Below are 19,984 nucleotides of genomic sequence, written 5' to 3'. Positions count from 1 at the left end.
CGCCCGCCCCCGCCCCGGCCGCCCCCGCCCCGGCGCCCGCCGCCGCGCAAGCCGCCCGCCGGATCCCGGCCTACCCCGCCGCGGAGCGGGCCGTGAAGGCCGTCGCCGAGGCCGTCCGGTACGCCGAGTGGCGCCGGGCCAACGCCGAGGCCGGACAGGTTCCCGAGTACGAGGACATCGACGAGGGCGGCGCCGCCGCCCGCCTCGCCACCCTGCTGGCCGGCGTCCCCGAGGGAACCGTCCTGACCCTGGACGAGGCCGACGCCCGCGACCTGCTCGGCCGCTACGGGATCCCCGTCAGGCCGGTCCTGCCCGCCCCGAGCCCCGACGCCGCCGTCCGCGCGGCCCGGATCCTCGGCTACCCGGTCGCCCTCAAGACCACCGCCCCGCACCTGCGCCACCGAGCGGACCTGGGAGGCGTACGTCTCGACCTGACCACCGAGACCGAGCTGCGCCGCTCCTACGAGGAGCTCACCGAGGCCCTCGGCAAGCCCGGCGAGCTGCTCCCCGTCGTCCAGGCGATGGCACCGCGCGGGGTGGACACCGTCGTCCGCGCCGTCGTCGACCCCGCGGCCGGCACCGTCCTCTCCTTCGGGCTCGCCGGGGTCGCCTCCGAGCTCCTCGGCGACACCGCGCACGGCCTGGTCCCCGCCACCGACCGCGACGTGGCGGCCCTGATCCGTTCCATCCGCACCGCTCCGCTCCTCTTCGGCTGGCGCGGCAGCGCCCCCGTGGACACCCCCGCCCTGGAGGAACTGCTGCTGCGCCTGTCCCGGCTCGTCGACGACCACCCCGAGGTGACCGGGGTCGCCCTGGAGCCGGTCGTCGTCGCCGCGGAAGGCCTCTCCGTGCTCAGTGCCACCGTCCGCGTGGCCCACCCGCCCGCCCGGACCGACCTCGGCCCGCGCACCCTGCCCAGCTACTGAGCGCCGGGCAGGTAGGGGGACGCCGTACGGGCCTTAGGATGGACCTCATGGCGAAATCCGGTACGACGACCCAGGGGCTGCTCCGCGCGGCGATCGAGCGCAGCGGCTACTACCCGGCCCTCGTGGCCGAGGCGGTGGAGGCCGCCGTCGGCGGCGAGCCGATCTCGTCGTACCTGGTCCACCAGGAGACCACCTTCGACTCCAACGAGGTGCGCCGGCACGTCACCGTGCTGGTCCTGACCGGCAACCGCTTCATCGTCAGCCACACCGACGAGCAGGCCGCCGACGCCGGGTCCCCGTCCCCGTACGCGACGACCTCCACCGAGTCGGTCAAGCTGTCCAGCATCTCCTCCGTGGTCCTCAGCCGCGTCGTGGCCAACCCGGAGTCCTACACCCCGGGCCAGCTGCCGCGCGAGGTCGTGCTGACCATCGGCTGGGGCGCGGTCTCGCGCATCGACCTGGAGCCCGCCGCCTGCGGCGACCCGAACTGCGACTCCGACCACGGCTACACCGGCAACTCCACGGCCGACGACCTCAGCCTGCGGGTCAGCGAGGCGGGCGACGGCCCCGAGACGGTCCGCCAGACGCTCGTCTTCGCCCAGGCGCTCTCGGAAGCCACGGCGGCGACCGCCACCCCCGCCCGCTGATGTCGTACTCCGCGCCGCCGCACTGGCAGGACGACCCGGAAATCCTCGACCTCGCCGGCGCCCCGGTCCCGCAGTACGGCACCGGCTCGCTCGCCGACCTGCTGCCGACCCTGGCGGCCGGCCAGGGCGTGCCCGGTCTCGCCGCAGGGATCACCGAGCTGGCCCCGGCCGACCGGAACTGCGTGTTCCTGGTCGACGGCATGGGGTGGGAGCAGATCAAGGCCCACCCGGAGTACGCCCCCTTCCTCACCTCCCTCCTCGCGAGCTCGCGCGGCGGCACCGGCCGTCCCATCACCGCCGGCTTCCCGGCGACCACCGCCACCTCGCTGGCCTCCGTCGGCACCGGCCTGCCCCCCGCCCGGCACGGCCTGCCCGGCTACGCCGTGCGCAACCCGGCCTCCGGCGAGCTGATGAACCAGCTCCGCTGGCAGCCGTGGACGCAGCCCAAGCCCTGGCAGCCGTACCCGACGGTGTTCCAGCTCGCCGACGCGGCGGGCGTGCACACCGCCCAGGTGTCCGCGCCGAACTTCAAGAGCACCCCGCTCACCCAGATCGCCCTCAGCGGCGGCACCTTCCACGGCCGGATGACCGGCGAGGAGCGGATGGACCTCGCGGCGATCCAGCTCGCCGCCGGGGAACGCTCGCTCGTGTACACGTACTACAGCGAGCTCGACGGGGCCGGCCACCGGCACGGCGTGGACTCGGACGCCTGGCGCGGCCAGCTCATGTACGTCGACCGGCTCGTACAACGGCTCGCGGAGCAGCTGCCGCCGCGCACCGCCCTGTACGTGACCGCCGACCACGGCATGGTCGACGTCCCCTTCGACGAGGACTCCCGGATCGACTTCGACGAGGACTGGGAGCTGGGCGCGGGCGTGGCCCTGCTCGGCGGTGAGGGCCGGGCCCGGCACGTGTACGCAGTACCGGGCGCCGAGGCCGACGTCCTGACCGTGTGGCGCGAGGTACTCGGCGACCGCTTCTGGGTCGCGAGCCGTGAAGAGGCCCTGGACCGGGGCTGGTTCGGGGCGCCGGGGGAGTGCGACGAGCGGGTGCTCGGGCGGATCGGCGACGTGATCGCCGCGGCCCAGGCCGACGTCGCGATCACCGCGTCCCGCAAGGAGCCCAACGAGTCGGCCCTCACCGGCATGCACGGCTCCATGACCGCGGCCGAACAGCTGGTCCCGCTGCTCGAAGTCCGCACCTGAGCCGGCCCTCCGCTTCCCCTCCCCTCCGCTTCCCCTCCCAGACCCGAAAGGTCCCGTACTTCCCATGCCCGAGCTGGTGTTCTTCTCCGGAACGATGGACTGCGGAAAGAGCACTCTGGCGCTCCAGATCGCGCACAACCGCGACGCGCGGGGCCTGCAGGGCGTGATCTTCACCCGTGACGACCGGGCGGGCGAGGGCAAGCTGTCCTCCCGCCTGGGCCTGGTGACAGAGGCGGTCGAGGCGCCGGAGGGCATGGACCTGTACGCGTATCTGGTCGCGCAGATCTCCAAGGGTGGCAAGGCCGACTACGTGATCGTGGACGAGGCGCAGTTCCTGGCGCCCGAGCAGATCGACCAGCTCGCCCGGATCGTGGACGACCTCGGCCTGGACGTCTTCGCCTTCGGCATCACGACGGACTTCCGCACCAAGCTGTTCCCGGGCTCGCAGCGCTTGATCGAGCTGGCCGACCGCCTGGAGCAGCTCCAGGTGGAGGCCCTGTGCTGGTGCGGGGCCCGTGCGACGCACAACGCCCGTACGGTGGGCGGGGAGATGGTGGTCGAGGGCGCCCAGGTGGTGGTCGGCGACGTGAACCGTCCGGCGGAGGAGATCGGCTACGAGGTCCTGTGCCGCCGCCACCACCGCAAGCGCATGACCTCGGCCGCGGCCCGCGCGGGCGCCCTCTCCCCGGACGTCCTCCCGGTCAACCCCACCTGACCGACCGGGCCCTGCCCGCATCGTCAGCGGCTACGGCTAACGTCCGTCCCCACGCGGATTCGAGGGTGGGAGGGGGCTCATGGGAGCCAAGACAGGTCTGCTGGTGTACGGGGACGGGGACATCCCGGCCGCCCTGCGGCAGGTGACCTTGGCCGGCATCGCGGAGACGACCGAACTCGTCGGGCGGCTCTATCCGGGCTGGGACACGGAGGCCGCGGAGGGTGAGATCCTGACCGAGGGCACGTACCCGGCTCCCGGACTCACCTACGCCGCGAGCTTCCCGGAAACCGACGTCGTCTGCGACCGGCGCCTGATGATCGACCGTCCCTCGCAGTTGCCCGAGCACCTGATCGCGGCGAGCGCCGGACGCAGGATGGTCCTGCACGCGATGCACAGCGTGGTCGACGGGCTGGCCTTCGCGGTCTGGGAGGACGGCCGGCTGGTCCGTTCGCTGAGCCTGTCGCCTGACAGCGGGGTCATCGAGGACATCGGCGAGCCGTTTCCCTTCGAGGGTCCGTACTGGTCGGGTGACCACCCGGTGAAGCCGGACCCGGACGGGGAGGGCGGGGCGCCGTATCCGCTGCCCTTCCACCCGCTCGAACTGGGCGAAGAGGCGCTCCGCGCGTTCTTCGGGTTCGTCCTGGAAGGCCGGCCGGCGCCCGACGACATCGATCCGGACGGGCTCCGGCTCCACGGGTTCCGTCTCACGGACCCGGCCGGGCCCGACCCCGCGCAACGGCAGGCCGACCTGGAGCGGGCGGCTCAGCGCATGCGCGGCACGACGTGGCAGGTAGGCCCGGACGGCACGCAGACGCGAGTACCCGCCCGTTGACCGCGGCCTTCGTTACTGGCCCCGCGCTGCCCGCCCGCCAGGGTTCAGGGGCGCTACTCGGAGCCGTCGGTCATCGGGCGCGACAGCCGCGGGCAGCCCCCCGTCCGACGGGTGCCCGGTCGTGGTCGGGGTCGGCCAGGGTGAGAACAGCGGCTGTCGGCCGCATGTCACCGCCCGCACAGCGCCGTGTCGAGCAGGGCGTCGGCACCGTCGAAGGAATCGCGGGCGGGAGGCCTGTTGAGGGTCACCGCGATGGTGGCGGCGCGGCCGTCATCGGTGGCGCCGGGGAGGGAGTGGTAGCCGGGGATGTTCCCGCCGTGCCCCCACAGGAGGCCCCCGCAGCTCAGGGGCGCGCTCGTCAGGCCGAGTCCGTACCGGGTGCCCGGCAGCCAGCCGGGACCGTCGACCTCGACGGTGGTCCGCATCTGGGCCAGCTGGGCCGGCTCCAGGAGCCTGCCGCCGATCAGGGCGGAGAAGAAGCGGTTCAGGTCGCCGGGAGTGGAGACCAGCTGCCCGGCGGACCAGCCCCAGGAGGGGTCGATCTCCGTGATGTCCTCCAGGGGCGCCCCGGGCTCCGGCACCTGGTAGCCCCGGGGGGTGCGCCTCGCGGATGCGCTCCTCGCCCACCGCCGGGAAGTAGGTGTGGCGCAGTCCGATGCGGTCGATGACCCGTTGCGTGACCTGCTCGGCGAACGGCCGGCCGGTGACCTTCTCGATGAGCAGTCCGGCGACGACGTAGTTGGTGTTGCTGTACTCCCAGGCCGTTCCGGGGGCGAAGCGCGCCTTCCGGGCCAGCGCCAGGTCGATCAGTTCGCGGGGCTGGTGCGCCCCTCCCGGTCGAGGGTGGACACCAGCGCACCGGGCAGCCGGTCCTCGGCCACCACCCGCTCCAGCGCCTTGCGCAGGCCATCGGGGGAGTGCCGGGCCTCCGTCGTGGACGTCGCGGCGGCCGGGGACGCGGACGCGGACGTGGACGCGGGCAGCACGCCGGCCACGGCAAGGGCCGCGGCCGCGGCGGCCGCCGCGGTGACTCCCCGCCGTCGCCCGGACGGCGTCGCGCCGCGGGCGGTCCGGAGCGGGCGGGGGGAGGGGCGGTCGGTCATGGAGGACACTCCTTGGTGCGCGTCGTGGCGAGGACCGCGGACACGGGGTCGCGCATCGCACCGATCCGCCGTTTTCCGCCTGCCCGGAGCCTAGGAAGCGGCCCCGGCCCGGAGCGTCGCCCGCGGGCAGGAGGACCCGGGTACGGTCCCGAGCCCCGTCCGGTACCGCGGTCCCCCCAGCGCGTCCCTCCCGCGTATCCCCCTGCGCCCGCGTCCCCCGCGGTCAGTCCGGGGCGGCGCCGCCGCCGGGGTCCGTGCCCGCGATGGCCGCGAGGGCGGCGAGGTGGCGCCGGTAGCGGGCCGACCCCTCCTCCGTCAGGGCCAGCCAGGTCCGCGGCCGCCGGCCGACCTGCCCCTTCTCCACCGTCACCCAGCCCGCCTCCTCCAGCCGTGAGACCTGCTTCGACAGCGCGGAGTCGGTGATCTCCACCAGGTCCCGTACCCAGCCGAACTCGGCCTTCTGCACCGGGGCGAGGGCGGCGACGACCGACAGCCGTACGGCCGAGGCCAGCAGCGGGGCGAGCGCGTGGCGCGGGTGCGGCACCCGCTCCGCGCCCGCCGGGGTCCCGTACGTCATGCGGAGCGCGCCTCCCGCCGGGCCGCGGCGGCCGCGGGCAGGGCGCACGCCAGGGCGGCCACGGCCGCGAAGGCGGTGGCGTCGCGGAAGACGGAGTATCCGAGCAGCAGGCTCGTGACGTAGGCGACCGCCCAGGTGCCGACCACCCTGAGGTGGCGGCGGCCGTGGCCGCGCGGGACCACGGGCTGCCGCGTGGCGAACAGGGACAGGCCCACGACGACCGCGGCGTTGCCCACCGTGCCGACGAGGGTGCCCGTCGGCCCGTGCCACAGCAACACCACCGGAACGAGGACGAGTTGCCATCCGGCGAAGGCCCACAGGTAGGTGGCGTACCAGCCGCTCTTTCCGCGCGTGCGGCCCTCGATCCGTGCGATGCCCTTCAACGACGCGATGGCGTCGGCCTGTTCCTCCATGACGGAGTCCTCCCGCTCGTCCCCGGGCCTCCCCGAAACATGCCGGCCCGGCATCTACTTGCCACATTAGCAAGTAGATGCCGGGCCGGCGCGGAAGGGCCCGCCGCAGGTGGCGGCCCGTCAGGCGTCCGCAGGGGCGGTCGGGTCGGGAACGAGGCCGTCGGCCACGAGTCCCGCGAGGACCGCCCGCCCCAGCGCGTGGACGGCCGACTGGGGGCGGACCATCACCGTGAACTCCTTGATGCGGCCCGCCCCGTCGAACTGCAGCAGGTCGATGCCGTGGATCTGCTTCCCGTCCACCACGGCGCGGAAGGGCAGGACCACCGACGGCGCCTCCTCGCCGTCGGCGCTCGTCTCGGCCGCACCGTCCAGCCGGCCCAGGTAACGGAGGTCCCCGAAGACGCGCAGCAGCACGCCGAACAGGCCCAGCACCATCGGCCTGCCCTCGAAGGGGGTGAACTTCACCGGGCTGTACAGCCGGACGTCCTCGGTGAACAGGTCGTCCAGCGCGCTGAGATCGCGCTTCTCCACGGCGGTGCGGAAGCGTTCGGCGGTCTCCATGACCCCTCCAGGTGTTCGGAACACACGGGAATGTGGCAGCTACTCAAGAATGTGACTAGTCAGTTTTTTGAGTATGATGCCGGGGCGGACGACCGAAGGGAAGGGGGCCGGCGGGATGGCCTTGAAACATGCGGTGCTGGCAGCGCTGCTCGACGGCGAGTACAGCGGGTACCAGCTGGCGAAGGCCTTCGACGTGGGCGTCGCGAACTTCTGGCACGCCCTGCCCCAGCAGCTCTACGCCGAACTGGCCAGGCTGGAGCAGGACGGACTGGTCGAGGGCCGGCAGGTGATCCAGGAGAGCCGGCCCAACAAGCGGCTGTTCCGGGTCACCGAGGCGGGCCGGGCCGAGCTGGAGCGGTTCGCCGACGCACCGCCGAAACCCTCCTTCATCCGCGACGACCTGCTGGTCAAGGTGCAGAGCGCCGACCGCATCGGCACCGGACCGGTGATCGAACAGCTCGAAGAGCGGGCCGCCGCCGCGACGGCCAAGATCGAGCTGCTCGACGCGATGCTGCGCACCATGCGCGGCCCCCTGGACGAAGCGGAGTACCTGCTCCGGGGCGAGCGCATCGGCGGGTACCTGACCTGCCTGCGCGGCCTGGCCTTCGAACAGGGCCACCGGGACTGGTGCCTGAGGATCGCGGCCGTACTCAAGGAGAGGCGGGAAGCCCGTGCCGAACGGTGAACCCATCCGCTACGTCGCCCTGGGCGACAGCCAGACCGAAGGGCTCGGGGACGGGGACGACGCGACCGGGCTGCGGGGTTTCGCCGACCGGCTCGCCGGGCACCTCGCGACCGCCCACCCCGGCCTGCTCTACGCCAACCTGGGCGTGCGCGGCCGGCTCGCCGCCCAGGTCCACGCCGAACAGCTGGGCCCCGCCCTCGCCCTGCGCCCCGACGTGGCGACCGTCGTCGCCGGGGTGAACGACCTGCTCAGGCCCCGGTTCGACGCGGCCGCGACGGCCGGGCACCTGGAGGAGATGTTCGCCGCGCTCACGGCGGCCGGAGCCCGCGTGGCGACGGTGACCTTCCCCGACGTGGCACGGATCGCGCCGATGGCCCGGCCCCTGGCTCCCCGCGTGGTCGCGATCAACACCCACATCCGCGCCGCGGCCGCCCGGCACGGGGTCGCCGTGGCCGAAACCGGTCGGGCCGAGGCCGCAAACGACCCGCGGATGTGGAGCACGGACCGGCTCCACGCCAGCCCCCTCGGCCACGCCCGGATCGCCGCCGCCCTGGCCGAAGTCCTCGCCGTGCCGGGTTACGGCGACACCTGGACCCACCCGCTGCCGCCCCGCCCGGCCCGGGGTGTCGTGCGGGGCGCGGCCGCCGAACTGGGCTGGATGGCCGGATTCCTCGGCCCGTGGCTCGGCCGCCGCCTGCGCGGCGCGTCCTCCGGCGACGGCCGCACCGCCAAGCGCCCCGACCTCCGCGCCCTCGACGCCCCGGCGCCCTGACCCGGGCGCTCTGACCTCGGGGAGCGGCCTCGGGGACTGGCCCCGGGGATGACCCCGTGGCCCGGCCCGGGCCCGCGGCCCCGGGTGACTAGGCCGCCGGGACGTCCGTGTGGACGAGGGTGAAGACCGCGCCCTCCGGGTCCGCGACCGTGGCCACCCGGCCGCGGACGCCGTCGCGGGGCGGCGCGACGATCCGTCCGCCCAGCTCGGTCACCCGGGCGGCGGCCGCGTCGGTGTCCGCCACCTCGAAGTACGTCATCCAGTGCGGCCCCCGGTCGTGCGGCAGCGACCGGCCGACCCCGTGCACCGCGGCGACCGGACGGCCGCCCAGGAGCAGGGTCAGGTGGTCGAAGTCGGCGGACGAGGAGGGGTGTTCCTCGGCCTCGTGGCCGAAGACGTGCTGGTAGAACTTGCCGACCGTCGAGCTGTCCTGGGTGACCAGCTCGTTCCACACCGGGGCGCCGGGCACCCCGGGCCGGCGCGTGCCCGGATGGGCCCCGGCCTGCCAGATGCCGAAGATCGCGCCCAGTGGGTCGGAACAGATCGCCATCCGGCCCGCCGCCCCGGCGTCCAGCGGTCCGACCGCGACCGTCCCGCCGCAGGAGCGGATCGCCTCGGCGGTGGCGTCCGCGTCATCGGTGGCGAAGTACGTGGTCCACGCCACCGGAAGGTGCCGGTCCGGCGGCATCTCCCCGACGCCCGCCACCTCCTGTCCGTCGAGGAGGGCCCGTACGTACGGGCCCAGCTGGTTCGGGCCCGGCTCGTACTCCCAGCCGAAGAGGTCCGCGTAGAAGTCCTCGGTGTTCCCGAGTCCGTGCACCATCAGGCTCACCCAGCACGGTGTGCCGGGCGGGCGCTGCGAATCCCCCGCTGCCGCCGTCATGTCAGCCGTCTCCTGCCGTCGTGTCCCTGTTCCCCGCTGATGCTTCCACTCCGCGAGACCCGGCGCGCCCCGACCGGGCCGGGTGGTGGCGGCCCGGAGCAGAGTGACCGAATCAGTGCGGCCCGTCGATGTCCGGCTTGTTACGCGGGGCCGGGCGGGGGAGGAGGATGACCCCATGACTGCGATTCTCTCGGCCTCCGAACTGATGAGCGAGATGGCCGGTTCTCGGCCGCCGGTGCTCCTGGACATCCGCTGGCAGCTGGGCGGCCCCGACCAGCGCCCCGCCTACGAGGCCGGGCACCTGCCCGGTGCGGTGTACGTCGACCTCGACCACGAACTGGCAGGTCCGCCCGGGTCGGGCGGCCGTCACCCGCTGCCGGACCCGGAGGCCTTCGGCGCCGTGATGCGCCGGGCCGGGGTCCGCTCGGACGTGCCGGTGGTCGTGTACGACGGCGGGCAGGGTTGGGCCGCCGCACGTGCCTGGTGGCTGCTGGGCTGGACGGGTCACCCCGACGTACGCGTCCTGGACGGGGGCCTGGCCGCGTGGACGGCCGCGGCCGGTGCCGTGACCGCCGACACACCCACTCCCGCGGAGGGCGATTTCAAGCCAAACCCTGGGGCTCGGGGGCTGCTGGACGCCGACGCGGCGGCCTCGCTCGCCCGCACGGGACTGCTGCTCGACGCCCGTGCCGGGGAGCGGTACCGGGGTGAGGTGGAGCCCATCGATCCGGTCGGCGGCCACATCCCGGGCGCCGTGTCGGCCCCGACCACGGAGAACGTCGGCCCGGACGGCCTGTTCCTGCCGGCCGAGGCGCTGCGCGCGCGGTTCGCCGGGCTGGGTGCCACCGCGGGCACCGAGGTGGGCGTGTACTGCGGCTCCGGGGTGTCCGGAGCCCACGAGGTGCTGGCCCTGGAGGTGGCGGGAATCGAGTCGGGCCTCTACGCGGGCAGCTGGTCGCACTGGTCCGCCGACCCGGCGCGGCCGGTGGCCACGGGCCCGAACCCCTGACGGGCACGCCGGGTCGGCGCCCCTGTCCGGGGCGCCGACCCGGCGGCTACTCCTGCTTCTTGCGCCGGGTGCCGAAGACGATCTCGTCCCAGCTGGGCACCGCCGCGCGGCGCCCCGGGCGGACCCCGTCGGCCTCGGCCTGCCGGTCCGTCGTTCCGGTCAGCCGGTCGCGGTGGCCCGCGACCGTACGGGGCATCAGTACGTCGGCGTACGCCGTGCCGGCTCCGGCCGACGCGGCGGCCGGGGGCTCCTCGCTCTCGGCGTCCTCGGCGGGGACCTCGGCCCGGTCCGTGCGGTCCGGGACCACCAGGTCGCCCCGGAAGCTCGGGACCGCCTCCAGCAGGCTGGTCAGCGTGTCCCGCTCCTCCTCCGGTTCCGGGACGGGCGCGGGAGCGGCGCGCCCCTCGACCCGTTCGAGCTGCCTGTCGAGGGCGCGGTCCAATGGCCGGTCGACGGCGCGGTCCAGCGGCCGGTCGAGGGTGCGGTCCAGCGGCCGGTCCCGCGGCAGCCGGGCGATCCTCGGCACGAAGGGGAAGGTCGGCTCCGGGGTCGAGGGCAGGTCGTCCGCCTCGCCGATCAGGGAGCGCGCCTCGTCGTCCACGGCCACGACCAGCCGGCGCGGCGGGTCGTACGTCCAGCTCGCGGAGTGGGGTTCGGTGGCCACCCGGTAGACCAGCAGTACCTCCCAGGTGCCGTCGTCGCGGCGCCAGGAGTCCCACTGGACGGAGTCCTTGTCCGCCCCCCGCAGGCTGAGCCGTTCCTGCACGGCCTCGCCGAGCTGCGGCCCGGTGTTCTCGCCGGGGCGGCGCACGGGGGTCTTGCGGGCCCGCTCCGCCATGAAGGCGCGCTCGGCCAGGACGGGACCCTCGAAGCGGCGGACCCGGTCGACCGGGATGCCGGCGAGCTGCGCGACCTCCTCCGCGGAGGCACCGGCCCGTATGCGGGCCTGGATGTCGCGGGGGCGGAGGTGGCTCTCCACCTCGATCTCGATCTGGTTCAGGCGCGCGCGGTCATTGCGCACGGCAGCCCGCAGCCGCTCGTCGATCGGAAGCGTGTACTCCGTGCTGTCCGCAGCCTTGAGCACCAGTCGTGTGCCGTCATTTGAGACGGCCACGACACGCAGTTCGGGCATGGGGACCTCCCGGGTGGTGCCTGCCGACGTCACGTGCGTCGCTGCTTCCGCTAGTCGAGTGTGGCCTGCCCGGGTGCAGCCTGCCACAACCTTGCCGAGTTAAACCGGCGTGTCGGGCATGCGCCCTTGATCGACGTTATGGCACGGTTACCTGTTGGGCACGCACAGTGACCGAATGGTTACTGTGCGCAGCAGGAGCCCGTGCGATACCGCGGCATCACCGGTCTTGAGTGCCGTTTCTCCATCAGCCGGCCCCCTCTCCCGAGTCCGGACATCCGTAAGGAAGGACGGCCCCAGGGCTCGCCACAGTACTCCATTCGGGCCACCTGGGTGGACCGCCGCGCCGCCGAAGTTGTCCGGGGTGGCGGGAGTTGGGCTGCCCGAAATCGGGTCCGCGAGGGGCCCACCTGCAAGCCGGTCCGTTTTGGGGTGTCTTGCTTCACAGAATCCCCAGAAACGGAACTATCCCTTTCGCCCAGGTGTCAGTAACTGCTGGAAGAGGAGAAGCGCGAGAGGCAGGACACACCCGGGATGGCGATGGGTCAGAAGGCGGCGGGGGAAACCGAACCGGAGGAGTCCGGAGGCCGGAAGCTCGATCTGAGCGTCACCCAGATAGCGGGCTCCTCCCTGGCGACGGTCGCGGCGGCCCTGCTCGCCTCGAAACTCGGCGTCTACGGGACCATCCTGGGCGCCGGCGTGGTGAGCGTGGTCGCCACCGCGGGCGGCCCGCTCATCCAGCACGCCTTCCGGCGCACCGGCGACCAGTTGCGCGGGAGCGCCCGCGCCGGGGCCGGTCGGGTGCGGTCGTCCGCCGGGGCCGAGCGGGCGCCCGGCCCCGGYGGGATCACGGAGGAGTTCGGCGAGGCCACCGTGCACGGCACCCGCGTACGGGGCTGGAAGCGGACGGCGGTGGCCTCCGGGGCGGCGTTCGCCCTCGCCATCGGCGGCCTCGGGACCTACGAGGCCCTCGCCGGCACCTCGATCAGCAGCGACGGCGCCACCCTGCTGTCGGGCGGCTCCCGCAAGGCCCCCGACCACCGTCCCGCGCCCCCGGAGAACGGGCGGGACGGCGGTGGCGCGGGCGAGCGCGGGGGGAAGGACGGGAAGACCCCCGGGTCCGGGCCCTCCCCGGACCCCTCGGCCTCCCGCGGTTCCGGCGGACGGAGCCCCGGCCCTGGAGGGACGCCCTCCGCGACGCCGTCGGACCCGTCGGCCTCCCCGGCCGCCACGCCCTCGAAGTCCGCCACCCCGCCCGGTCCGACGCCCGGCACCGGCGGCACCGGAACGGGCTCCGGCACCGGCGGCGGAACGGGCTCCGGCACCGGACAGGGCGCCGACGGCGCGGAGCGGCAGGGCGGGGGCACCCCCTGAGCGGGGGCGCCCCCGGGGTTCACTCGCCGAGCACGCGCCGCAGGTAGTCGTTGCCGAACACCCGGTCGGGGTCGAGCCGGTCGCGCAGCGCGGTGAACTCCCCGAAGCGCGGGTAGACCCCGGCGAGGTACTCCGCGTCCCGGGTGTGCACCTTGCCCCAGTGCGGCCGTCCGCCGTGCGCGGTGAAGATGCGCTCCGCGGCCGTGAAGTAGGCCTGGTACGGAGTGCCCTTGTACATGTGCACCGCGATGTACGCGGTCTCCCGCCCCGAGGCCGTGGACAGGGTGATGTCGTCGGCCGGGGCCGTGCGCACCTCCACGGGGAAGCTGATCCGCAGCGGGGAGCGGTCGACCATCGCCTTGAGCTCCCGCAGCGCCTCGACCAGCCGCTCGCGCGGAAGGGCGTACTCCATCTCCACGAAGCGCACCCGGCGCGGACTGGTGAACACCTTGTACGGGATGTCCGTGTAGGTGCGCGCCGACAGGGCGCGGCTGGCCACCCGGGCGATCGCGGGGACGGTCGCCGGGACGGCGCGGCCCAGGGAGTTGACGGCCTGGAAGACGCCGTTGGAGAGCAGTTCGTCCTCCACCCAGGCGCTGAGGGCGCCGGGCGGGGCGGCCGGGCCCTGGCTGCGGTTGTTCCGCTTGGTGTTGCAGTTGCCGGTGTGGGGGAACCAGTAGAACTCGAAGTGCTCGTTCTCCGCGACGTGCTGGTCGAACTCGGCGGTCACCCGGTCGAAGCCCATGGGCTCCTCACGGGCGGTCAGGTAGAAGAGCGGCTCGACCGCGAAGGTGATCGCGGTGACGATGCCCAGGGCGCCTATGCCGAGCCGGGCGGCGGCGAAGACCTCCGGGTGCTCCTTCTCCGAGCAGGCCAGGACCCGGCCGTCCGCGGTGACCAGCTCCAGGCCGCGGATCTGGGCGGCGATCGAGGCCGAGTCGCGGCCGGTGCCGTGGGTGCCGGTGCTGGTGGCGCCCGACACGGTCTGTTCCATGATGTCGCCCATGTTCGTGAGCGACAGTCCCTGGGCGGCCAGGGCCAGGTTGAGGTCCTTGAGGACCGTGCCGGCCGCCACCGTGACCGTCCCGGCGGCCCGGTCGACGGACAGGATCCCGGCCAGGGCCTGGGGCCGTACGAGCACGCCGTCGGTCGCCGCCGCCGCGGTGAAGGAGTGGCCGGTGCCGACCGCCTTCACCCGCAGCCCCTCCTCGGCGGCCCTGCGGACCGCCTCCTGGAGCTCCCCGACCGAGGCCGGGCTCACCACCCGCGCGGGCGTGGCGGTGATGTTGCCCGCCCAGTTATGCCACGTGGTCCGCCGGTGCTTCTGCGCTGTTGTCCCCGTCGCCATCGGTGGAAGGCTCCTCCCCTTGCGCCGGCCTCGTCAGCCGGCGGTAACCCGCGAACGCCACCGCCGCCGCGGCCGTCCCCGCCGCGATCGAGACGACGTACCCGCGCTGGGCGCCGGCCGCGTCGATGACGAGACCGGTCACGGAGGAGCCGACCGCGACCCCGACCGCCAGGCCGGTGCTGATCCAGGTCATGCCCTCGGTGAGCTTCGCGCGTGGTACGTGCGCTTCGATCAGGGCCATCGTGGTGATCATCGTGGGAGCGATGGCGAGGCCCGAGACGAAGAGCGCCACGGCCAGAAACGGAAGGTTCCCGGCCAGTAGGAGGGGGATCATACTCACGGCCATCGCACAGATGCCCAGTACCCACCTGCGTTCCGTCCGGCCCTTGAGATGGAGCAGCCCGAAGACGATGCCGGCCAGGCAGGATCCGGCCGCCCAGATGGCCAGGATGAAGCTGGCCGCGGACTTGTGGCCCTGCTCCTCGGCGAAGGCCAGGGTGGACACGTCGATGGAGCCGAAGATCGCACCGGTGGCCACGAAGGTGGCCGTCAGCACCTGCAGACCGGGGGAGCGCAGGGCCGACGTGTGCTTCGCCTCCGCCTCGCGCGGGTGCGGTGCGGGCTCGGTGGAGCGCTGCGCGGTGAGCAGCCAGACGCCGACGAGCAGGCAGACGGCGGCGATCAGCGGTCCGGCCTCGGGGAACCAGGTGGTGGAGAGTCCGATGGCGAGGATCGGGCCGAAGATGAAGCAGACCTCGTCGACGACGGACTCGAAGGAGTACGCGGTGTGCAGCTCGCGGGGGGAGTCCCGGTAGAGCGTGGTCCAGCGGGCGCGGACCATCGAGCCGACGCTCGGTACGCAGCCCGCGATCGCGGCGAAGACGAAGAGGGTCCAGTCGGGGAGGCCGTTCGCGGCGGCCACCAGGAGTCCGGAGACCGCGGCGACGGAGATCAGGGTGGCGGGGCGCAGGACCCGGCGCTGTCCGTACTGGTCCACCAGCCGGGAGACCTGGGGGCCGATGACCGCGGCGGCGAGGGCCAGGGTGCCGGTCAGGGCGCTGGCCATCGCGTAGCGGCCGGTGATCTCGGAGATCATCGTCAGGATGCCGACGCCCACCATGGAGATCGGCAGCCGGCCTATGAGGCCGGCGGCGCTGAACCCCTTGGTGCCGGGGGCCGCGAAGATCGCGCGATAGGGACTGGGCAAGGTGCCTCCGTAAGGGACGTCGTCGGCCCGTACAGGTTACGGCCGCCGACACGGGACCCGCACGGGGACCGGACGCGGGAGCCCCGTCCGGCCGATTTAACTTAGGGTTACCTTAGCTGCGACGCGTCCGCGATGCGGACCGGGCGGTTCTCCCCGGCGAACCCCGGGTGGCAGGATTCGAGGCATGTCAGACCAGCTCCGTGCACCCGAAGCGCCCGTGGCCGAAGGCCTCGCCGCCCCCTACGACGCCCTCCTGCTGCTGTCCTTCGGCGGCCCCGAGGGACCCGACGACGTCGTGCCGTTCCTGGAGAACGTCACCCGCGGGCGCGGGATCCCGCGCGAGCGGCTCAAGGAGGTCGGGCAGCACTACTTCGGCTTCGGCGGCGTCAGCCCCATCAACGGGCAGAACCGCGAGCTGCTGGACGCGCTGCGCAAGGACTTCGCCGGGCACGGGCTGGACCTGCCCGTGTACTGGGGCAACCGGAACTGGGCTCCGTACCTGACCGACGTGCTGCGCGAGATGGCCGCCGACGGGCGCCGCCGCATCGCAGTCCTGGCCACCAGCGCCTACGCCTCGTACTCGGGCTGCCGCCAGTACCGCGAGAACCTCGCGGACGCCCTGGCCACCCTCGCCGAGGAGGGCGTGGCCGAACTGCCCCGGGTCGACAAGCTGCGGCACTACTTCAACCACCCCGGCTTCGTGCAGCCCATGATCGACGGCGTGCTCGCCTCGCTGGCCGGGCTGCCGGACGCGGTCCGCGACGGCGCGCACCTGGTCTTCACCACCCACTCCATCCCGACCGCGGCCGCCGACGCCTCGGGCCCGGTGGAGGAGCACGGCGAGGGCGGCGCCTACGTCAGGCAGCACCTGGACGTGGCCGGGGTGATCGCCGACGCGGTCCGGGCGGAGACGGGAACCGAACGGCCCTGGGAACTCGTCTACCAGTCGCGCAGCGGCGCCCCGCACATCCCGTGGCTGGAGCCCGACATCTGCGACCACCTGGAGACCCTGCACGGGGCGGGCGCCCCGGCGGCGGTGATGGTGCCGATCGGCTTCGTCTCCGACCACATGGAGGTCCTCTACGACCTCGACACCGAGGCCACGGCCAAGGCCGCCGAACTGGGCCTGCCCGTCGCCCGGTCGGCGACGGTCGGCGCGGACCCGCGGTTCGCGGCGGCCGTGCGCGAGCTCCTGCTGGAGCGGGCCGCGGCGGAGCGGGGCGAGGACGTGGAGCGCTGCGCGCTGGGCCTGCTGGGGCCGAGTCATGATCTGTGTGCCGTGGGCTGCTGCCCCGCGCGGGGGCCCCGGCCCGCCGCCGCGGGCGCGGACAGCCCGTACGCGTGAGGGAGTTGGGAACGTGATCTCCGAAGAGTTGAAGGCCGAACTGCTGGAAGTGGCCCGGGAGGCCGCCCGGCGGGCGGGTGAGCTGCTGCGCGACGGGCGCCCCGCCGACCTGGCGGTGGCGGCGACGAAGAGCAGCCCGATCGACGTGGTGACCGAGATGGACATCGCGGCCGAGAAGCTCATCACGGGCCTGCTCGCGGAGCGCCGGCCCGAGGACGGCCTGCTCGGCGAGGAGGGTTCCGACACTCCGGGCACGAGCGGGGTCCGCTGGGTCATCGACCCGCTGGACGGCACGGTGAACTACCTCTACGGGCTGCCGAGCTGGAGCGTCTCCATCGCCGCCGAGTACCACGGCGAGACCGTGGTCGGCGTCGTCGCGGCGCCGATGCGCGGCGAGACGTACCACGCCGTGCTCGGGGGCGGCGCGTGGACGGGCGGCGAGCGGCTGGCCTGCCGGGCCGACGCGCCGCTGGACCAGGCGCTGCTGAGCACCGGCTTCGCGTACGTCCAGACGAGGCGGGCCCACCAGGCGGACGTCGCACAGCGGATCATCCCGCTGGTCCGGGACATCCGGCGGGGCGGCTCGGCGGCGCTGGACCTGTGCGACGTGGCCGCGGGACGCCTCGACGGGCACTACGAGCGCGGGCTCAATCCGTGGGACCTGGCCGCGGGCGAGCTCATCGCCCGGGAGGCCGGCGCGCTGACGGGCGGCCGGCCCGGGGAGCGCGCCTCCTTCGAGCTGACGCTCGCGGCCTCCCCGGCGGTGTTCGCCTCGCTCCAGCCGCTGCTGGAGGAAGCCGGGGCCTGGCACGACTGACGGCACGGAACGGGCCCCGGCCGCCGTGGMCGGCGGCCGGGGCCCGGTCGAGCTCGTGTTCCGTTGCCGACGGGTCAGGCGGCGGACACGGCGACGCCGTGTTCCGCCGCGAGCCGCTGGAGATCTTCCAGCTCGGCCTGCTCCACATCCGCGAGGTAGTCGTCGCCCGTCTCACGGGCCTTGCTGAGGTCCGACTGCGTGGCTTTGATGCGCTGCAGAAGACCCGCGGTGAATGCGTCCATGGTGGGTGCGCCCCCTCTTCGTGGGTCGGCGGCGGACGAGCACGGGGCAGTCCGCCGTCAGGGAGTGGTTGGGGTGTGCTGACGTCCTCCCCGGCACCCCGGTCCCAGAAACCTCGTAAGACGAGGGAATCCTCACCTCCACCCCATCCACACCCCTCATCCACCCCGTAAACCCCTCCCCGGACGGCCTCAGGGGCGCCTTACAGCCGGTTTACGGCCGAAACCGGCAGGATGGAGGCGCAATACACGTGTGCCCTTCTGGGCTCGAAGGAAGGAAACGACGTGCGCGTACTCGTCGTCGAGGACGAGCAGCTGCTCGCCGATGCGGTGGCCACCGGCCTGCGCCGGGAGGCCATGGCCGTGGACGTCGTGTACGACGGCGCCGCGGCCCTGGAGCGCGTCGGGGTGAACGACTACGACGTGGTCGTGCTCGACCGGGACCTTCCCCTGGTGCACGGCGACGACGTCTGCCGCCGGATCATCGAACTCGGCATGCCCACCCGGGTGCTCATGCTCACCGCCTCCGGCGACGTGAGCGACCGGGTCGAGGGCCTGGAGCTGGGGGCGGACGACTATCTGCCCAAGCCCTTCGCCTTCACCGAGCTGACCGCCCGCGTCCGGGCGCTGGGCCGGCGGACGACCGTGGCGCTGCCGCCGGTGCTGGAACGGGCCGGGATCAAGCTGGACCCCAACCGGCGCGAGGTGTTCCGGGAGGGCAAGGAGGTCCAGCTGGCGCCGAAGGAGTTCGCGGTACTGGAGGTGCTCATGCGCAGCGAGGGGACCGTGGTCTCCGCCGAGCAGCTGCTGGAGAAGGCCTGGGACGAGAACACCGACCCGTTCACCAACGTGGTCCGGGTGACCGTCATGACCCTGCGCCGCAAACTCGGCGAGCCGCCCGTCATCGTGACGGTGCCGGGCTCCGGATATCGGATCTGACCGGATGGCCGCGACCCCTGCGCCACCGGCGGCGCCACCGAAACCGACCTGGGACCCCGGCCAGCCCGAGGGTCCCTTCCCTTGGCTGAGACCGACCATCCGGATACGGCTCACGCTGCTGTACGGCGGCATGTTCCTGATCGCCGGGATCCTGCTGCTGTCGATCATCTACCTGCTGGCCGCCCAGGCGCTGCGGGAGGGCAACGCGCTCCCGTTCAAGATCGTGGGCGGTCAGAAGGTCGAGGTCTCCAGCACCACCTGCTCCGGGGTGGGCATCGACCAGTCGATCGACCAGTTCAACGCCGCCATCGGACAGTGCATCCTCGACCAGCGCAAGCACGCCCTCGACGACCTGCTGCGCCGGTCCCTGATGGCCCTTCTGGGCCTCAGCATCATCGCCTTCGCCTTCGGCTACGCGATGGCCGGCCGGGTGCTCTCGCCGCTGGGCAAGATCACCCGTACCGCCCGCCGCGTGGTCGGCTCCGACCTGACCCGGCGGATCGAGCTGGACGGGCCGGACGAYGAGCTGAAGGAGCTGGCCGACACCTTCGACGAGATGCTGGACCGGCTGGAGCGGGCCTTCACGGCCCAGCAACGGTTCGTGGCCAACGCCTCGCACGAGCTGAGGACCCCGCTGGCGATCAACCGGACGCTGCTGGAGGTCCACCTCTCGGATCCCGGAGCCCCGGTGGAGCTGCAGCAGCTGGGCAAGACCCTGCTGGCCACCAACGAGCGCAGCGAGCAGCTGGTCGAGGGCCTGCTACTGCTGGCCCGCAGCGAGAACCAGATCGTCGAGCGCAAACCGGTCGACCTGGCGGAGGTCGCCTCGCGCGCCATCGACCAGGCGCGCGGGGAGGCCGCCGCCAAGGGCGTGGAGATCCGCGGCGAGCGGGCGCTGGCCGTGGTCCAGGGCAACGGCGTCCTGCTGGAACGGATCGCCCTCAACCTGGTGCAGAACGCCGTCCGGTACAACGTGCCGGAGGGCGGCTGGGTGGAGGTCACGACCGAGGTCCAGCACGGCCAGGCGGTGCTCCTCGTCTCGAACACGGGTCCGGTGGTTCCCGCGTACGAGGTGGACAACCTCTTCGAGCCCTTCAGGCGGCTGCGTACGGAGCGCACGGGCAGCGACAAGGGTGTCGGGCTCGGCCTGTCGATCGCGCGCTCCGTGGCGCGCGCACACGGCGGCCGCATCCTGGCGACGCCGCGCGAGGGCGGTGGCCTCGTGATGCGTGTCACGTTGCCCCTTTGATCCACTCGG

At 73.5% G+C, this 19,984-nt stretch carries 22 protein-coding genes and 1 pseudogene; 13 read left to right on the top strand and 10 right to left on the bottom strand.

Translation table 11 applies throughout. The annotated features are described in order from the left end of the window. From AB4039_RS34590 to AB4039_RS34570, 5 genes are all read left to right on the top strand, one after another. A partial coding sequence (locus AB4039_RS34590; protein WP_442272611.1) for an acetate--CoA ligase family protein occupies positions 1–926 on the top strand: 926 nt, incomplete at its 5' end. Between the two features lie 47 nt (positions 927–973). After that, positions 974–1,573 carry a DUF5998 family protein gene (locus tag AB4039_RS34585; protein ID WP_030235262.1) on the top strand — a complete coding sequence of 200 codons (600 nt, stop codon included), beginning with the start codon at positions 974–976 and terminating at the stop codon, positions 1,571–1,573. Further along, complete coding sequence (locus AB4039_RS34580; protein WP_266842892.1) at positions 1,573–2,778, top strand: nucleotide pyrophosphatase/phosphodiesterase family protein; 1,206 nt, start codon at positions 1,573–1,575, stop codon at positions 2,776–2,778. The genes AB4039_RS34585 and AB4039_RS34580 overlap by 1 nt, the downstream gene beginning before the upstream one ends. A 64-nt stretch (positions 2,779–2,842) precedes the next feature. Next, the gene (locus tag AB4039_RS34575; protein WP_266842894.1) at positions 2,843–3,493 is read left to right on the top strand and encodes a thymidine kinase; all 651 of its coding nucleotides are present in this window, start codon (positions 2,843–2,845) and stop codon (positions 3,491–3,493) included. A 79-nt stretch (positions 3,494–3,572) separates the two neighbouring features. After that, positions 3,573–4,325, top strand: a complete 753-nt coding sequence (locus AB4039_RS34570; protein ID WP_266842896.1) for a DUF6928 family protein — start codon at positions 3,573–3,575, stop codon at positions 4,323–4,325. A 167-nt stretch (positions 4,326–4,492) separates the two neighbouring features. On the opposite strand, the pseudogene AB4039_RS34565 reads toward AB4039_RS34570, so the two are convergent. The 5 genes and pseudogenes from AB4039_RS34565 to AB4039_RS34545 form a co-directional block, all read right to left on the bottom strand. Beyond that, a pseudogene (locus tag AB4039_RS34565) lies at positions 4,493–5,120 on the bottom strand (serine hydrolase domain-containing protein). Between the two features lie 11 nt (positions 5,121–5,131). Continuing rightward, positions 5,132–5,428, bottom strand: coding sequence for a hypothetical protein (locus AB4039_RS34560; RefSeq protein WP_442272612.1), 297 nt, complete (start codon positions 5,426–5,428; stop codon positions 5,132–5,134). Positions 5,429–5,651: 223 nt separating this feature from the next. Beyond that, positions 5,652–6,005 carry a winged helix-turn-helix domain-containing protein gene (locus tag AB4039_RS34555; protein ID WP_266842900.1) on the bottom strand — a complete coding sequence of 118 codons (354 nt, stop codon included), beginning with the start codon at positions 6,003–6,005 and terminating at the stop codon, positions 5,652–5,654. Next, positions 6,002–6,418, bottom strand: coding sequence for a hypothetical protein (locus AB4039_RS34550; protein WP_442272610.1), 417 nt, complete (start codon positions 6,416–6,418; stop codon positions 6,002–6,004). Before AB4039_RS34550 ends, AB4039_RS34555 begins: the two co-directional genes overlap by 4 nt. 120 nt (positions 6,419–6,538) lie before the next feature. Continuing rightward, positions 6,539–6,979 carry a nuclear transport factor 2 family protein gene (locus AB4039_RS34545; RefSeq protein ID WP_266842904.1) on the bottom strand — a complete coding sequence of 147 codons (441 nt, stop codon included), beginning with the start codon at positions 6,977–6,979 and terminating at the stop codon, positions 6,539–6,541. 115 nt (positions 6,980–7,094) lie between these two features. On the opposite strand from AB4039_RS34545, the gene AB4039_RS34540 reads away from it, so the two are divergent. Beyond that, entirely contained in the window at positions 7,095–7,664 is a 570-nt protein-coding gene (locus tag AB4039_RS34540) for a PadR family transcriptional regulator (RefSeq protein WP_266842906.1), read from the top strand. Further along, positions 7,651–8,436: an SGNH/GDSL hydrolase family protein gene (locus tag AB4039_RS34535; protein WP_266842908.1), complete on the top strand. Its 786-nt coding sequence runs from the start codon at positions 7,651–7,653 to the stop codon at positions 8,434–8,436. Before AB4039_RS34540 ends, AB4039_RS34535 begins: the two co-directional genes overlap by 14 nt. A gap of 88 nt (positions 8,437–8,524) precedes the next feature. On the opposite strand, the gene AB4039_RS34530 is transcribed toward AB4039_RS34535, so the two are convergent. Then, complete coding sequence (locus AB4039_RS34530) at positions 8,525–9,319, bottom strand: VOC family protein (protein WP_266842910.1); 795 nt, start codon at positions 9,317–9,319, stop codon at positions 8,525–8,527. Positions 9,320–9,494: 175 nt separating this feature from the next. On the opposite strand from AB4039_RS34530, the gene AB4039_RS34525 reads away from it, so the two are divergent. Further along, entirely contained in the window at positions 9,495–10,328 is an 834-nt protein-coding gene (locus AB4039_RS34525; RefSeq protein WP_266842912.1) for a sulfurtransferase, read from the top strand. 46 nt (positions 10,329–10,374) lie between these two features. On the opposite strand, the gene sepH is transcribed toward AB4039_RS34525, so the two are convergent. After that, positions 10,375–11,460, bottom strand: coding sequence for a septation protein SepH (gene sepH / locus AB4039_RS34520; RefSeq protein ID WP_266842914.1), 1,086 nt, complete (start codon positions 11,458–11,460; stop codon positions 10,375–10,377). A 531-nt stretch (positions 11,461–11,991) separates the two neighbouring features. Between sepH and AB4039_RS34515 the strand changes: the two genes are divergently transcribed. Beyond that, positions 11,992–12,831, top strand: a complete 840-nt coding sequence (locus tag AB4039_RS34515; RefSeq protein ID WP_442272609.1) for a hypothetical protein — start codon at positions 11,992–11,994, stop codon at positions 12,829–12,831. Between the two features lie 19 nt (positions 12,832–12,850). Here AB4039_RS34515 and AB4039_RS34510 read toward each other — a convergent pair whose 3' ends face one another. Next, a complete protein-coding gene (locus tag AB4039_RS34510; protein ID WP_442272608.1) occupies positions 12,851–14,179 on the bottom strand; it encodes a D-arabinono-1,4-lactone oxidase in 1,329 nt (442 codons plus the stop codon). After that, entirely contained in the window at positions 14,130–15,386 is a 1,257-nt protein-coding gene (locus tag AB4039_RS34505; protein WP_266842919.1) for an MFS transporter, read from the bottom strand. Before AB4039_RS34505 ends, AB4039_RS34510 begins: the two co-directional genes overlap by 50 nt. Positions 15,387–15,570: 184 nt before the next feature. Here AB4039_RS34505 and AB4039_RS34500 point away from each other — a divergent pair, with 184 nt between their 5' ends. Together AB4039_RS34500 and AB4039_RS34495 are read left to right on the top strand one after the other, a co-directional pair. After that, on the top strand, positions 15,571–16,731 hold the full coding sequence (locus AB4039_RS34500; RefSeq protein WP_266842921.1) for a ferrochelatase: 1,161 nt from the start codon (positions 15,571–15,573) through the stop codon (positions 16,729–16,731). A 13-nt stretch (positions 16,732–16,744) separates the two neighbouring features. Further along, positions 16,745–17,548, top strand: coding sequence for an inositol monophosphatase family protein (locus AB4039_RS34495; RefSeq protein ID WP_442272607.1), 804 nt, complete (start codon positions 16,745–16,747; stop codon positions 17,546–17,548). Between the two features lie 74 nt (positions 17,549–17,622). On the opposite strand, the gene AB4039_RS34490 is transcribed toward AB4039_RS34495, so the two are convergent. Next, positions 17,623–17,790, bottom strand: a complete 168-nt coding sequence (locus AB4039_RS34490) for a hypothetical protein (RefSeq protein ID WP_266842923.1) — start codon at positions 17,788–17,790, stop codon at positions 17,623–17,625. Between the two features lie 282 nt (positions 17,791–18,072). Here AB4039_RS34490 and AB4039_RS34485 point away from each other — a divergent pair, with 282 nt between their 5' ends. Beyond that, positions 18,073–18,726 carry a response regulator transcription factor gene (locus AB4039_RS34485; protein WP_030235203.1) on the top strand — a complete coding sequence of 218 codons (654 nt, stop codon included), beginning with the start codon at positions 18,073–18,075 and terminating at the stop codon, positions 18,724–18,726. Positions 18,727–18,730: 4 nt separating this feature from the next. Next, positions 18,731–19,975 carry a sensor histidine kinase gene (locus AB4039_RS34480; protein ID WP_266842925.1) on the top strand — a complete coding sequence of 415 codons (1,245 nt, stop codon included), beginning with the start codon at positions 18,731–18,733 and terminating at the stop codon, positions 19,973–19,975. Positions 19,976–19,984: the final 9 nt, after the last annotated feature.

The organism is Streptomyces sp. M-16 (assembly GCF_052114405.1).
Lineage (GTDB): Bacteria > Actinomycetota > Actinomycetes > Streptomycetales > Streptomycetaceae > Streptomyces.
Note: the sequence above shows the minus strand (reverse complement) of the source record. Positions and strands in the feature narration are given on the sequence as shown.